The organism is Ensifer adhaerens (genome assembly GCF_001270265.1).
Classification (GTDB): domain Bacteria; phylum Pseudomonadota; class Alphaproteobacteria; order Rhizobiales; family Rhizobiaceae; genus Ensifer; species Ensifer adhaerens_B.
In genome coordinates this window covers 58474-72888 of record NZ_LGAP01000010.1, presented here as the reverse complement: position 1 = coordinate 72888, position 14415 = coordinate 58474, and the positions used below count along the sequence as shown (strand labels likewise).

Here is a 14415-nt window from a genome sequence, read left to right as displayed (position 1 = left end):
AAGCGATGCTGTTCGTTGGGCTCGTTTTTTAAACGTCTACCCCTGGAATTTCGGGCATGACCGTGAGGTTCTCGTCGCCGAAGGCTACTGACACGTAACGGCCCATCAGATGGCTGAGGATCGCCGTCGACGCTACCGCAAGCTTTTACGCGACCCACTCCTTTGCGCCGCCGTCGTCGATTGCTCTTGAAAATAAGGTCAGCGGCGTTATACTAAATTCCCAAAATCAGTATAACGCCGCTCCCACCTGAGTCTTCGGCCGTTATACTAACCTTCGCGATTCAGTATAACGGGGGCAATATGCGCCAGATCGACCTGATGTATCGCACGATGACCGCCGAACTCGGCCAACGTCTGCTCGACGCCAGCTTCTCGGCCGATTTCCCGATCGAAGGTCGCTTCGTGCCGGTCACGGTCAAAGCCCGCAAATACTGGTATTTCGACCAGCCAGGGGAAGGCGAGGGCCACCGGCAGCAACGCCGGTATGTTGGACCGGCCGACGATCCCGAAATCAACAGGCGGGTAGAGGACTTCCGCGCGGTCAAGGACGACGCCAAGGCCCGCCGTAAGCTGGTCACCACCCTTGTTCGCGAGGCTGGATTACCAGCTCCCGAACCGTTTTCCGGCGATGTCGTCGAGGCGCTGGCCAAAGCTGGCATTTTCCGCTTGCGGGCCTGCTTGGTAGGAACGGTAGCGTTCTCGACCTATGCGGGCCATCTTGGCGTCCGTCTTCCTGCCGCCTCGATGATGACGGGTGATGCTGATTTCGCCCAGGACTACGCGATCAGCTCCGAAGTAGGGGATTCGCTTCCACCCATTCTCGAAATCCTACAAGGCGTCGATCCGACCTTCCGGCCGATCCCGCATCGCTCAGGGTCAGCCCGATCAACGGCATTCAAGAACCGGGCGGGCTACAATGTGGAATTCTTGACCGGAAATAGGGGTAGTGATGATTATCTCGATAAACCGGCCGACATGCCCGCCCTGGGTGGGGCAAGCGCCGATCCGCTGCGGTTTTTGGATTTCCTCATCTATGAGCCCGTGCGAGCCGTCCTGCTACACAAAAGCGGCATCTCCGTGATCGTCCCGTCTCCGGAGCGCTATGCTGTTCACAAGCTGATCGTGGCCTCCCGCCGCGTAGTCGATACGATTGGGGCTGCAAAGCGCGACAAGGACTTGAGGCAAGCAATCCTGCTCTTCGACGCACTCGATGCTTCCAACCGTCTCGATGAGCTGTCGGACGCTCTCAAGGAAGCCTGGGAGAGGGGAGAGGCCTGGCGCTATGCGATCCAGGCCGGAATGGGCTACATGTCCCGAGGGGATAGAGCTGCTACGGCCGCGTTGTTCCGTGAACTGGGCATCGATTGCGAAGCCGAGTAGGGCTCCCTTCGGTCACCATTTCGGAAAACGCAATTTGCTTTGCCCAAAAGCAAACGTCGATACCGCAACGTTGGCCAAGTCGACGTGATTCCTGGCCGCCCTCCCCGGGCACACAGGCTGAACGGCTGCTCCGCCCTTCTGTATCCGTCCTGAGAAATTCAACCTCCTGCCCGATATGATGCGTGATGGCTGATGCGCGATGAGACAGATATGAGAACGACACTTGCGATCGATGACGATGTCCTGATTGCCGCCAAGGCGATGGCAGTCCAGCAACACCGCAGTCTTGGCGAGGTCATTTCCGAGCTATCGGCCCAGCACACCTGTGTGCCGCAATAGAGCGCCGCTCTTGCGACCGATAAGGCGTGGCGCGTCATTCATGGTTCGCCGTCTCATCCTGATCGTCGCCGCGCACCTTGCCGCCGTTGGCGATCAGTACCCGCTTGCCGGACCCGAACTGACGAAGCGTCCAGGGCGACACACCGGCTACTTCGGCAAAATGGGCTGCTGTCATCGGCAGCGTGCTTCGAATCGGCGCCCATAGCGATCACGATAGATACAATAGCCTTCGCGCTCGCGGGAACGGCCTATCAGGTTGCCCATAATTCCACCGGCCACAGCGCCGATAGCCGCACCGCCCCAGCTATCACTCACAACGCCTCCGATGATTGCGCCGGTTCCTGCACCGATCGCAGTCCCTCGCTCTGTCTGAGTGCAGGACGCGAGGGTACCAATCATTCCAACCGCAATGATAAGCTTTCTCATGCTTTCACCCCTTCGCTCGATATCAACCTGAGCATTTCACCGTGGCATCCTCGGCATGAGGTTCAGCATCTACGCAACGCGTACAATTGTCGATAGTGCCGATTTATAGGCGGAAGGGGGTATCCCTGGCGGTCGCGCAGCCGAACGCCAGGACGGTTGCCGTTTTGGTCGATTAAGAGCTCCGGCAGCTTCGAGGGCGGATCGAATGGACTGGATGGGGCTCATCCTCGGATCCTCCTGCCCCTTCTCAACATTCTTGACGCTCAGCTCCGAATGGCCAGACACCTTGGCTAGGTCCGCTTGTTTCCAGTCGAGCATGGCCCTTATGGCCTTGATATGAGCGGGCGCGATCATGTCTCTGAAAATCAGTTGGTCGGTTTGAAAGGACTCGAACCGCCGCCCCCTCTCTGCCGAACCGGATTGGCGAGTCCGCGGCATGGCGCTCTACGATTTCTATTGTTCCTACATCGACCAGAGAACCGATAGCGGGGCGGCGTGCAACTTCTCTCCGAAGGGGGTCACGCGATCATGATCGTGAAGCACCAGGCCGCGTATGAAGCGATCCCCGACGGCGTCCTGTAGCTGCCTCAAACCTCTGAAGTCGTCCGATTTGACCGTCGCCGTTCACCAATTGCCCGGAATGTTCGGCGATATCCCGACTGATTTAAAGTCAAAGGTCGACCAATTTAAAGTCGGCTGGCTTCTCGCAACGTTGCGAAGACAATCGCCGAGACTTCTAAACCCAATTTTGCGGGGTCGGAGTTGGCTCTGTAGTCAATGATCACACCTTCTCACGCCGATAGCAGGACCCGCGTCAGCGGATGTCTGGCGTCGGCAAGGCCGTCGATGACGTTGAAGTGATGCCTGTCCGGTTCCACGACAGTAGCCGTGGTTGCGCCCACTCCCGTCCAGATATTGGCAAGCAACGCGTTCTGGCGCAGGAATTCCGAGCGCTCGCCGCCGCCGACCCAGCAGGTGATGCGGGCATTTCGCATGGGTCGCAGCAATGCCGGGCTCTGCGAAAGCGCCTCGGCCTCGTCGATCGCCAGCCTCTCGTTCATCGCTGTCGACATGATCGGACGCAGATCATGCACACCTGAGATCGAGACGACGTTTCGGATCCGCTCCTGGGCGTGCGGCGAGAGCGGCGCGGTCGCCGTGATCATCCGGCTGACGAGATGGCCGCCCGCCGAATGGCCGGTCAGCATCATCGGACCCTCGACCAGTTTCGAGGCCTCGCTGATTGCGGCGGCGACTTCCTCGACGATCCCCGCGATGCGGATCTCCGGGCAGAGCGTGTAGGAGGGCATGGCAACGGCATAACCACTGGCGATGGCCCCTTCGGCCAGATGCGACCAAAAGCTTTTGTCGAGTTGCAACCAGAATCCGCCATGCACGAAGACGACCAGACCTTTGGCTGGGCCATCGGGGAAAAACAGGTCCATGCGGTTTCTGGGTCGCTCGCCATAGGCAAGGTCAAGTTTCGCAAGCCCTGATGCCGAGAGAGCGTTGCGGAATGCCTCGGCAGGCCCAACCCACGCCTCCGGCCACCGGTCGCCGCGTGCGATGTTCACGCCGTTGGCATAGGCGTCGTTCCAGTCCGAAACACGGTGTTCGACCATCGACAAAATCCTCCAGTTGATGTCCCCCAAGCATAGAAATCACCCGCCCCATCGACAAACGCAATGCCGAGATTCAAAAAAACTTTAGGCTTGAAATAATTTTGGACTGGTGCAATGCTGCCCCATGTTCAGCTGAGAAGTGGAGGTCTCGCTGTGCCCATCACGATCATTGGAGTCGTCGCAGCGACGGCGCAGCCCATCGGCAACGATGTGGCGATGCTTGCTACCTGTTCGCACGACCGCACGAACTTTAGCCGGCTTTGAAAAATGCCTGAGCAACAGGCAGGAACTGAACAGGGGAACAGCCGCCACATGCTTGGACCGACCTCGCACGTCGATACGTTCACACGCGATCATCTGCCACCACCGGAAGAATGGCCTGAATTCCTTCTCGAAGGTTTCGACTATCCGGATCATCTCAACGCTGCCGTCGAACTGACGGACGCCGTCGTTGCAAAGGGTTTTGGCGACCACACCGCGCTGATCGGCAACGGGCGCCGCCGAACCTACAAGGAACTGTCCGACTGGACGAACCGGCTGGCGCATGCGCTGGTCGAGAACTACGGCGTAAAGCCCGGCAATCGCGTCCTGATCCGCTCCGCCAACAATCCGGCCATGGTCGCCTGCTGGCTGGCGGCCACTAAGGCCGGCGCCGTCGTCGTCAACACCATGCCGATGCTCAGAGCCGGCGAACTGACCAAGATCGTCGACAAGGCGGAGATCAGCCTGGCTCTCTGCGACACGCGCCTTATGGACGAGATGATCGCCTGCGCAAAAGACAGCCGCTACCTGAAACAGGTCATCGGCTTCGACGGGACGGCGAACCATGACGCCGAGCTCGACCGGGTTGCGCTCGACAAGCCGGTCGTCTTCGAGGCTGTGAGCACGGGTCGGGATGACGTGGCGCTCCTCGGCTTCACATCAGGGACGACAGGGGTCCCGAAAGCGACGATGCATTTTCACCGCGATCTAATGATGATCGCCGACGGTTATGCCAGAGAAGTTCTCGGGGTCACGCCCGACGATGTCTTCGTCGGCTCGCCGCCGCTCGCCTTCACCTTCGGTCTCGGCGGCCTTGCGATCTTCCCCTTACGCTTCGGGGCGGCGGCAACACTGCTCGAGCACGCGACGCCCTCAAACATGGTGGAGATCATCGAGAGATACAAAGCGACGATCTCGTTCACTGCCCCCACCGCCTATCGGGCAATGATGAAGGCGATGGACAACGGCGCGGATCTTTCATCCCTGCGGGTCGCGATCTCGGCCGGGGAAACGCTTCCGGGTCCCGTCTTCGAGGAATGGACCGCGAAAACCGGCAAACCGATCCTCGACGGGATCGGCGCGACCGAAATGTTGCACATCTTCATTTCCAACCGCTTCGAGGATCGCAAGGCCGCGTCGACAGGCAAACCCGTCGGTGGTTACGAAGCACGGATTGTCGACGACGAGATGCGCGAAGTGCCGCGCGGCACGATCGGCAAGCTCGCCGTGCGCGGCCCGACCGGCTGCCGCTACATGGCCGATGCCCGCCAGCGCAATTATGTGCGCGAAGGCTGGAACTTGACGGGTGACGCCTTCTATCAGGACGAGGACGGTTTCTTCCATTTCGCCGCCCGTTCGGACGACATGATCATCACCGCCGGCTACAATATAGCCGGCCCCGAGGTCGAGGCGGCCTTGATCTCGCATCCGGAAGTCGCGGAGTGCGCTGTCGTCGGTGCGCCCGATACTGAGCGCGGCCAGATCGTCGAAGCCTATGTGGTGCTTTCAGCCGGGGTAGCGGCAGACGATGCGACGATCAAGCGCTTGCAGGATCATGTCAAGGCAACGATCGCGCCTTACAAGTATCCGCGATCGGTAAAGTTCCTGGACAGCCTGCCGAAAACAGCCACGGGCAAGATCCAGCGGTTCCGATTGCGGTCGGAGAACTGAAACATGAGCAAGTCATACGATCCTTCGAAGGAAGGCGCCCAGATGTCGTTCAAAGGACGCATGTCCTACAGCGACTACCTGATGTTGGAAAAAGTGCTCGATGCACAGGAGCCGCTCTCAAAGGCGCATGACGAGATGCTGTTCATCATTCAGCATCAGACGTCAGAGCTTTGGATGAAGCTCGCACTTCACGAGATCAACGCGGCGGTCCGCTCGATCCGCGAAGACCGACTGGAACCCGCCTTCAAGATGCTGACGCGGGTGGCGCGCATCTTCGAACAGCTGAACAGCGCCTGGGACGTGCTTCGCACGATGACACCAAGCGAATACACCACGTTCCGCGAATCCCTTGGGCAATCCTCCGGCTTCCAGTCGTGGCAGTACCGGGCGATCGAGTTTCTCGCCGGCAATCGCAACGTCGCCATGCTCGGGCCGCATGCACACCGCCCCGACATCATGGAAAAGCTGGAGATGATTCTCGCCGCGCCGTCGCTCTATGACGAAGCGATCCGTCTCCTGGCTCGCAAAGGGTTCGATGTCGGCGAGGAAGCGGACAAGACCGATTGGCGCGAAACGCGCACGGAGAGCGGCAAGGTCTTTGCGGCCTGGCAGACCGTCTACCGCGATCCGGAGCGCTACTGGATGCTCTATGAGCTCGCCGAGAAGCTTGTCGATTTCGAAGACTATTTCCGCCGCTGGCGCTTCAACCACGTCACGACAGTCGAACGCATCATCGGCATGAAGCGCGGAACCGGGGGAACATCCGGCGCATCCTACCTCAAGAAGATGCTCGAAGTGGAACTCTTCCCCGAGCTCTGGCACGTGCGTACAGGTCTCTGATAGAACACAACTCAAAAGGGAACCTATTAGGAGGAGAACAGCATGAACCGCATTCTGGCAGCGAGCCTTCTTGGCCTCTCGCTTGCGACGTCAAGCCTCGCTAACGCCGAGCCGGTGAAGATCGGCGTCATCACCACGCTTTCGGGCGGCGGCGCCGGTCTCGGCATCGACATGCGCGACGCATTCACACTTGCGATCAAGCAATCGGGCAACAAGGACTTGGAGCTGGTGATCGAGGACGATGCCCAGAAGCCGGAACTTGCGGTACAGATCGCCGAGAAGATGATCCAGGGCGACAAGGTCGACCTCATGACCGGGATCATCTGGTCGAACCTTGCCATGGCCGTCGTACCGAACGCCGTCGCGCAGGATGTGATCTATCTTTCGCCCAATGCCGGTCCCTCGGCGCTTGCCGGTGCGAACTGCAATCCGAACTATTTCAACGTCGCCTATCAGAACGACAATTTCCATGAGGCGATGGGGCAATACGCCAACAAGGACTACAAGAACGCCTTTATCCTGGCGCCGAACTATCCGGCCGGAAAGGATGCGCTGACCGGTTTCAAGCGCTACTACAAAGGGGCGCTAGCCGGCGAGATCTACACGCAGGTCGGCCAGACCGACTATGCCGCAGAAATCGCCCAGATCCGCGCCTCGGGCGCCGACTCCGTCTATTTCTTTCTGCCCGGCGGCATGGGCATCGCCTTCATGAAGCAATATGCCCAATCGGGCGTCGGTATCCCGGTCACGGGCCCCGGCTTCTCCTTTAGCCAGGACGTTCTGCCGGCGATCGGCGACGCCGCTCTCGGCGTCAAGAACTCGGCGACCTGGTCCAAGGATCTCGACAACGAGGCCAACAAGAAATTCGTCGAAGCCTTCAAGGCCGAGTACAAGCGCCTGCCGTCGATCTATGCGGCCCAGAGCTGGGATACGGCGAACCTGATCCTCGCTGCGCTTTCAAAGGCGAGCGTCAAGGACAAGGACGCCTTCCGCACGGCGCTCAAGGCGGCGGATTTCAAGTCCGTGCGCGGCGAGTTCGCCTTCAACAACAACAACCACCCGATCCAGAACATCTATGTGCGCGAGGTGGTGAAAGAAGACGACGGCGTCCTGACCAACAAGATCATCGCGACTGCCTTCGAAGATCACAAGGATGCCTACGCCGAGAAGTGCGGGATGTAACGCTTGCACCTGTTGTCGCCCGGGTGTTCGGCTTCGATGCCGACATCCGGTCGATGATCCATGCAACCCTGCCACCAAGCTTGGACCGGTCTCTTGTTCACCGCACTCCTGATCGAACAACTGCTCAACGGGCTCCAGCTCGGCGTGATGCTGTTTCTGATGGCCGCCGGCCTGACGCTGATTTTCGGCGTCATGGGCCTGATCAATCTTGCCCACGGCTCACTCTACATGATCGGCGCCTTCGCCTGCGCCACGGTCGCCGCCGCCACCGGCTCCTTCTGGATCGGGCTGATCGCCAGCCTCGCGGCGGCCGCTGGCGTCGGCGCGATCATCGAGGTCGCCGTCATCCGCAGGCTCTACGACCGTGATCATCTCGATCAGGTGCTCGCCACCTTCGCGCTGATCCTGATACTCTCTGAAGGCGCTCGCTGGCTCTTCGGCTCATTCCCGCTCTATCTCGACATACCGCCCCTGCTTCAGGGTGCGGTGCCCCTGCCGGGCGGTGGCCAGTATCAGCTCTATCGTCTGGCAATCATTGGCGTCGGTGTCGCCGTGGCTGTCGGCCTCTATCTGCTGATCTCCCGGACCCGCCTCGGCATGCGCATCCGTGCGGGCGAGTCGGACCGCGAGATGATTGCTGCGCTCGGCGTCGATATCGGCACGCTTTACACGGTCGTCTTCGCGCTCGGCGCGGCGCTTGCGGGCCTTGCCGGCGCATTGGTCGGCGCGCTGCAGTCGGTGCAGGTCGGAATGGGCGAACCGGTCCTCATCCTCGCCTTCGTCGTCATCGTCATCGGCGGCATCGGCTCCATCAAGGGCGCCCTCGTCGGCGCGGTAATCGTCGGGGTCGTCGACACCATGGGCCGCTTCCTGCTGCCCTCGATGCTGGCCCTGACGATGCCTGCATCGCAGGCGACCACGATCGGGGCGGCGCTGGCTTCCATGCTGATCTATGTCGTCATGGCCCTCATCCTCGCCTTCAGGCCGAGCGGCCTGTTCGCCGCGCAGTCGTGAGGTCCCGATGAACCGCGAAACGACAGTCAATCTGCTGCTGGCCCTCCTCCTTCTCGGCGCACCGCTTGTCGCCGCCGGCATGGGCGAACCCTTCTACGTGACGCTTGCAACCCGCGTCGTCGTCCTGGCGCTTGCCGCCGTCGGCCTCAATCTCGCGCTTGGGCTTGGTGGACTGCTTTCCTTCGGACATGCGGCGTTCTTCGGTCTCGGCGGCTATGTCGCAGGCATCCTCGCGACCCACGCCTTCAATGCCGAGCCGCTCGTTGCCGGTATTCCGGCCACGACGTCGATGCCGCTCATCTGGATAACGGCCGTAGTGGTCGCCGGGTTCGTTGCGCTGCCGATCGGCGCGATCAGCCTGCGCACGACCGGCGTCTATTTCATCATGATCACGCTCGCCTTCGCGCAGATGATCTACTATTTCGCGATCTCCTGGCCGGCCTATGGCGGCGAAGACGGCCTGTCGATGTCGATGCGCAACGCCTTCCCCGGCGTCAACACCGCCAAGCCCCTGCCCTATTTCCTGATCTGCTATGCCGCGCTCATGGCAACGCTTCTCCTGTTCCGCGTCGTCGAGGGCTCGCGCTTCGGCAGCGCCCTGCAGGCGGCGAGACAGAACGGAACGCGCCTTGCCGCAGTCGGCATCGAGCCGTTCAACATCCGGCTCGTCGCCTTCGCCGTCTCGGCGATGATCACCGGATTTGCCGGAGCCCTCTATGCCGATCTCAATCGCTTCGTCGGCCCCTCGATGCTGTCCTGGCACATGTCAGGCGAACTGATCGTGCTCATCATCCTCGGCGGAAAGGGACGGCTCTTCGGGCCCGTCGCCGGCGCGATGATCTTCGTCTTCTTCGAATACGTGCTCGGCGGCATCACCGAGCGCTGGCAATTCTTCCTCGGCCTTATCCTGCTCGGCATCGTGCTCTTTGCACGCGGCGGGCTGCTGGGCCTCCTGTCAGGAAAGCCGCGCCATGTCTGAGCCAGTCCTCGAAATCCGCGATCTCAGAAAATCCTTCGGCGCACTCAAGGCTACGGACGGGGTCAGCCTCGAGCTTCGGCCGGGACAAATCCATGCGCTGATCGGCCCGAATGGCGCCGGGAAGAGCACCCTTATCCACCAGATCGCCGGTTCGCTCAAAGCCGACAGCGGCACGATCCGGTTTCTCGGCCAGGACATCGGTGGGCTCGACATGGCGGCCCGCGCCAGGCTCGGTCTCGCACGCAGCTTCCAGATCTCCTCGCTCGCGCAGGAGTTCTCAGCCCTTCGCAACGTCATGCTGGCGGTGCAGGCAAGCCACGGCAGCAGCTTTCGCTTCTTCCGCCAGGTGGTTGATGACAAGGAGCTGACCGAACCGGCGATGGCGATGCTGGAGCGTGTGGGCCTCGCCGCGCGCGCCCATATACCGGCGGCGGAACTGTCCCATGGCGAACGCCGGCAGCTCGAAATCGCTATCGCGCTGGCGCTTTCGCCAAAGGCTTTCCTGTTCGACGAACCGATGGCCGGCATGGGACCGGAGGGCTCCAAGCGGCTGACGTCGTTCCTCGACGGCTTGCGCCACGAAGCGCCGATGCTGCTCGTGGAGCACGACATGGACGCGGTCTTTGCGCTCGCGGACCGCATATCCGTGCTCGTCTACGGCCGCATCATCGCAACCGGCACGGTCGACGAAATACGCAGCGATCCCGACGTTCGCCGGGCCTATCTCGGAGAAGCCGCGTGAGCCTCCTCGAATTGAAAAACCTCGAAACCTTCTATGGCGCTTCCCAGGCGCTCTTCGGCGTCAACCTCGATGTGCGGGAGGGCGAGGTGGTCGCCCTCATGGGCCGCAACGGCATGGGCAAGACGACGACCATCAACTCGATCCTCGGCCTCGTGCGCCCGCGCGCCGGCGCGATCAGTTTCGCGGGCAAGGCAATCTTCGGCATGCGGCCGCACCGGATCGCCAGGCTCGGCCTGGGCCTCGTTCCCGAGGGACGGCGCTGCTTCCCGAACCTCACGGTCTTGGAGAACCTCGTTGCCACCGCCCGCGGCAACGAGTGGACCTTGGAGAAGGTCGTCGCGCTTTTCCCCCGCCTCGGAGAGCGTCGCGACCAATACGCCAACACGCTCTCAGGCGGCGAGCAGCAGATGCTTGCCATCGGCCGCGCGCTGATGACCAATCCCAGCCTGCTCATTCTCGACGAGGCAACCGAGGGGCTGGCGCCGGTCATCCGGCAGGACATCTGGTCGGCGATCCGCACGTTGAAGGCGGCGGGCCAATCGATCCTCGTCGTCGACAAGACGCTTTCGGAATTGCTGCCCGTCGCCGACCGCTGCTTCGTGCTTGAGAAGGGCGCGACGGTGTTCAAGGGGCCGCCGGCAGCGCTGACGCCGGCGCTTCAGGACCGCTATCTCGGCGTCTAACCGGTCGTTCAGGCGGCGGGAACACCACCGCCAAGCACCACGGAATAGGCCGCAGCGTCGATGTTGCCGCCCGAGATCACGCAGACGATGTTTCCTTTAAGGTCGGGCCGCGAGATCGCGGCTGCGAGCGAGGCGGCGCCCGCTCCCTCGGCGACGATCTTGGCCTTCCTGAACAGCAGCCGCATCGCATCGGCCACCTGGGCAGGGCTGACGGCGACGGCCCCGTCAATCAGCTCCCGTGCGACCGGCCAAAGCTGCGGCACCAGCGATGGAGCGCCGATGCTCTTGATAAACGACGGGCGGGTTTCCACCGTCACGATCCGCCCTGCCTCAAGGGCCGCGCAAACCGGGGCGGCGCTATTATCCTCGACCGCAAAGACGCGCAATTGTCGCGGGCCGGCCTTGACGGCGCAGGCGACCCCGGTGGTCATGCTGCCGCCACCATACGGGGTGAGCACCAGATCGACTTCCGGCAGATCCTCGATGATTTCCAGGCCGATGGAGCCGTTGCCGGCCAGCACCGCCTGATCGGTCACCGGATTGATCAGCAATTCCGGCGCATCCGGCCGGTCCGCGCCGACAATGTAGTCCCACCAGGTCTCCGCGCTCACCAAACGCACCTCGCCGCCAAGGTCACGCACTCCGTCGATCTTCCTCTGCGGCGCTCCCCGATACATGTAGGCAACCATCGGCACGCCGGCCAAGCGCGCGGCCCAGGCCATGCCGTAGGCCATGTTGCCGGAGCTTGTAACCGCTACGCCATTCCGCAAAGCCGTGGGATCACGCGAAAGCACGGCGTTCAGTGCCGGGCGAAGCTTGAAAGCGCCGATCGGAGAAAGGGTCTCCAGTTTCAGGAATATCTGCCGGTCCGTAAACCCAAGGTCGAGCCTGACCAGCGGCGTGCGCGCAAAATAGGGTGCGATACGCTTACGAGCTTCCGCGATTTCGTCCAGTGTCGGGCGGTGTGGCGCGATCATTGTGAAAGTCCCCTGTTACGGCTCTCCCACGTTCAGGCACGCCGATTGCGACGTATGAACCGGTTAAAGACTGCAGGCGGCAGGCCGCCCGCAGTCTTTGAGAACATCGAGATCAGGTCACGGCCGCCCGGACGGCAAAGCGCGCGTCCTGCCATGCCCCGGTGCGCAAGATCTCTTCGAGGACGGCAACCGCCTGCCATACGTCGGCGTAGCTCACATAGAGCGGCGTGAAGCCGAACCGCATCGTCGTGGGTGCACGGAAATCGCCGATGACGCCGCGGGCAATGAGCGCCTGCATGATCTCGTAGCTGTTCGGATGGCTGAACGAAACCTGGCTTCCGCGCTTGGTCCCGTCGCGCGGACTTTCGAGCTCGAGGCCGTAGGCGCCGCATTTCGCTTCGACGAGCGTGATGAAGAGGTTCGTGAGCCGGATGCTCTTCTCGCGCAGCTGGGTCATGTCGACCACGTCCCAGATGTCGAGCGCGCCCTTGAGCGCACGGAGCGACAGGATCGGCTGCGTTCCGCAGAGGAAGCGGCGGATCCCCTCGCCGGCGGCATAGTGCTTCTCGAAGGCAAAGGGGCGAGCATGCCCCCACCAGCCGCTGAGCGGCTGGCGGATATCGCCGTGGTGACGCGTGGCGGCGTAGATGAAGGCAGGGGCTCCGGGGCCGCCGTTCAGGTACTTGTAGGTGCAGCCGACGGCAAAATCGGCATCAGCGCCGTCAAGATCGACCGGCAGGGCGCCGGCCGTATGGCAGAGATCCCAGATGACCAGCGCGCCGTGCTCGTGCGCCTTGCGCGTCAGCGCCGCCATATCGCGCAGTTCGCCGGACTTGTAGTTGACATGGTTGACCAGAACCACGGCAACGTCGCCGTCGATCAGGTCCTCGATATCGGGCGCATCGACCCCTTCGAGACGCAGCGAGGCGCCAGGGCGCGTCGAAACCACGCCTTCGGCCATGTAGAGATCGGTAGGGAAACTTCCGCCTTCGCTAACGATCACCGAACGATCCGGTCTCAAGGCCATGGCCGCATGCAGGGCCTTGTAGATGTTAATCGACGTGGTGTCGCAAACGGCGGTCTGGCCGGCAGCCGCCCCGATCAGCCGCCCGACCCGGTCACCGAGCGCAAGCGGCATGTCGAACCAGCCGGCGGTGTTCCAGCTGCGAATGAGATCCTGACCCCATTCCTCGGTTGCGGCCTTGCGGAGCTCGTCGAAGGCAGCGGTCGAAGCAACTCCGAGCGAGTTGCCGTCGAGATAGATGAGGCCCGGCGGCAGGATAAAACGTTCGCGCATCGGGCGCAGCACGTCGGCCGCATCCATGGCCTCGATCGCTGCAAAATCAGGAACTGCACTCATAAATTTGGTCCTCATTTATTCGCGAACGGTTTCGCGGGCGGGCGCCGGCCCGCGACTTCGCTTGAGGCTCGGAAGAGCCAGCATGGCCAGAACGAACAGGCCGGTCGCAAGTTTCAGATCCGGCGGCGGCATGCCGGCCGCCAGGCAGAGGGAGACGAGCTGATAGTAGACGACCGCACCGACGAATGGGGCGGCGAGTTGGCGCAGCACGCTTTGCTTGCCGACGATCGCTTCGCCGATCATCAGCGCCGCGAGGCCGTTGATCAGGATGCCGAGCCCCATGTTGACGTCGGCAAACCCTTGCGACTGCACCATGAGCGCGCCGCCGCCCGCCGAAAACGCGCCCGCGAGCCCCACGCCGCCAATTGTCGCCATCCACACATTGATGCCCTGGGCCTCCGCCATGTCGGGATTGGCGCCGACGGCGCGGACCGCTGTTCCCTTCTCCGTCCTGAAGAAATGATAGAGCAGGAAGAAGACGACGAGCGCGATGAGGCCTGCCACAACGATCTTGCTTGGCGGGAAACCCGGTTGCAGCCCTGGCACCCAGTCGAAGACCGTCGGCGCTCCGAAGACCGAGAGGTTCGAGCGACCCATGATGCGCAGATTGATCGAATAGAGCATCGTCATCATCAGGATGCCGGCGAGCAGAGTGTGGATCCGGAAGCGCAGGTGAATGAACGCCGTGCAGCAACCGGCGACGAAGCCGGCCACCAAGGCAATGGCGATTGCAGCCAATGGCGACATGCCGGCCGCCATCAGAACGCCGCAGACGCAGCCGCCGAGGGGGAACGCGCCTTCGCTTGTCAGATCCGGGAAACTCAGCATGCGGAACGGGATCATGATCCCCAGCACCACAAAGGCGAGGATCAGGCTTTGCGCCAGGGTGACGGGAACGAGCGAGACGAAGCTCGAGATGATGTTTTGAATGATATCCAT

At 62.0% G+C, this 14415-nt stretch carries 15 protein-coding genes and 1 pseudogene; 9 read left to right on the top strand and 7 right to left on the bottom strand.

Annotated elements, in window-relative coordinates; all coding sequences use genetic code 11:
• Positions 1-300 precede the first annotated feature (300 nt).
• Together AC244_RS16680 and AC244_RS38615 are read left to right on the top strand one after the other, a co-directional pair.
• On the top strand, positions 301-1380 hold the full coding sequence (locus AC244_RS16680) for a GSU2403 family nucleotidyltransferase fold protein (protein ID WP_053249952.1): 1080 nt from the start codon (positions 301-303) through the stop codon (positions 1378-1380).
• Between the two features lie 210 nt (positions 1381-1590).
• A pseudogene (locus AC244_RS38615) lies at positions 1591-1692 on the top strand (CopG family transcriptional regulator); the annotation flags it as partial.
• A gap of 61 nt (positions 1693-1753) precedes the next feature.
• Here the strand turns inward: AC244_RS38615 and AC244_RS37170 are convergent.
• From AC244_RS37170 to AC244_RS16665, 4 genes are all read right to left on the bottom strand, one after another.
• Positions 1754-1894 carry a hypothetical protein gene (locus AC244_RS37170; protein WP_161807873.1) on the bottom strand — a complete coding sequence of 47 codons (141 nt, stop codon included), beginning with the start codon at positions 1892-1894 and terminating at the stop codon, positions 1754-1756.
• Positions 1891-2145 (bottom strand): YMGG-like glycine zipper-containing protein, encoded by a 255-nt coding sequence (locus AC244_RS35330; RefSeq protein ID WP_065781547.1) that lies wholly within the window; start codon positions 2143-2145, stop codon positions 1891-1893. The genes AC244_RS37170 and AC244_RS35330 overlap by 4 nt, the downstream gene beginning before the upstream one ends.
• 69 nt (positions 2146-2214) lie before the next feature.
• Complete coding sequence (locus tag AC244_RS38855) at positions 2215-2463, bottom strand: helix-turn-helix domain-containing protein (RefSeq protein ID WP_414735929.1); 249 nt, start codon at positions 2461-2463, stop codon at positions 2215-2217.
• Between the two features lie 473 nt (positions 2464-2936).
• The gene (locus AC244_RS16665) at positions 2937-3767 is read right to left on the bottom strand and encodes an alpha/beta hydrolase (RefSeq protein ID WP_053249950.1); all 831 of its coding nucleotides are present in this window, start codon (positions 3765-3767) and stop codon (positions 2937-2939) included.
• A 312-nt stretch (positions 3768-4079) separates the two neighbouring features.
• Here AC244_RS16665 and AC244_RS16660 point away from each other — a divergent pair, with 312 nt between their 5' ends.
• The 7 genes from AC244_RS16660 to AC244_RS16630 all read left to right on the top strand — a co-directional run bounded on the left by AC244_RS16660 (position 4080) and on the right by AC244_RS16630 (position 11139).
• A complete protein-coding gene (locus AC244_RS16660) occupies positions 4080-5699 on the top strand; it encodes a benzoate-CoA ligase family protein (protein WP_053249949.1) in 1620 nt (539 codons plus the stop codon).
• A gap of 3 nt (positions 5700-5702) precedes the next feature.
• Positions 5703-6539, top strand: coding sequence for a tryptophan 2,3-dioxygenase (gene kynA, locus AC244_RS16655; protein WP_053249948.1), 837 nt, complete (start codon positions 5703-5705; stop codon positions 6537-6539).
• 42 nt (positions 6540-6581) lie between these two features.
• Positions 6582-7721, top strand: coding sequence for an ABC transporter substrate-binding protein (locus tag AC244_RS16650; RefSeq protein WP_053249947.1), 1140 nt, complete (start codon positions 6582-6584; stop codon positions 7719-7721).
• A gap of 93 nt (positions 7722-7814) precedes the next feature.
• The gene (locus AC244_RS16645) at positions 7815-8735 is read left to right on the top strand and encodes a branched-chain amino acid ABC transporter permease (protein WP_152975982.1); all 921 of its coding nucleotides are present in this window, start codon (positions 7815-7817) and stop codon (positions 8733-8735) included.
• Positions 8736-8742: 7 nt separating this feature from the next.
• Positions 8743-9714, top strand: a complete 972-nt coding sequence (locus AC244_RS16640) for a branched-chain amino acid ABC transporter permease (RefSeq protein WP_053249945.1) — start codon at positions 8743-8745, stop codon at positions 9712-9714.
• Positions 9707-10456 (top strand): ABC transporter ATP-binding protein, encoded by a 750-nt coding sequence (locus AC244_RS16635; RefSeq protein WP_053249944.1) that lies wholly within the window; start codon positions 9707-9709, stop codon positions 10454-10456. The genes AC244_RS16640 and AC244_RS16635 overlap by 8 nt, the downstream gene beginning before the upstream one ends.
• On the top strand, positions 10453-11139 hold the full coding sequence (locus tag AC244_RS16630; RefSeq protein ID WP_053249943.1) for an ABC transporter ATP-binding protein: 687 nt from the start codon (positions 10453-10455) through the stop codon (positions 11137-11139). The genes AC244_RS16635 and AC244_RS16630 overlap by 4 nt, the downstream gene beginning before the upstream one ends.
• An 8-nt stretch (positions 11140-11147) precedes the next feature.
• Here the strand turns inward: AC244_RS16630 and AC244_RS16625 are convergent, their stop codons facing one another.
• The 3 genes from AC244_RS16625 to AC244_RS16615 all read right to left on the bottom strand — a co-directional run bounded on the left by AC244_RS16625 (position 11148) and on the right by AC244_RS16615 (position 14415).
• Positions 11148-12116: a threonine/serine dehydratase gene (locus AC244_RS16625; protein WP_053249942.1), complete on the bottom strand. Its 969-nt coding sequence runs from the start codon at positions 12114-12116 to the stop codon at positions 11148-11150.
• Positions 12117-12228: 112 nt separating this feature from the next.
• Positions 12229-13476 (bottom strand): kynureninase, encoded by a 1248-nt coding sequence (gene kynU / locus AC244_RS16620; protein WP_053249941.1) that lies wholly within the window; start codon positions 13474-13476, stop codon positions 12229-12231.
• 15 nt (positions 13477-13491) lie between these two features.
• Complete coding sequence (locus AC244_RS16615) at positions 13492-14415, bottom strand: ABC transporter permease (RefSeq protein WP_053249940.1); 924 nt, start codon at positions 14413-14415, stop codon at positions 13492-13494.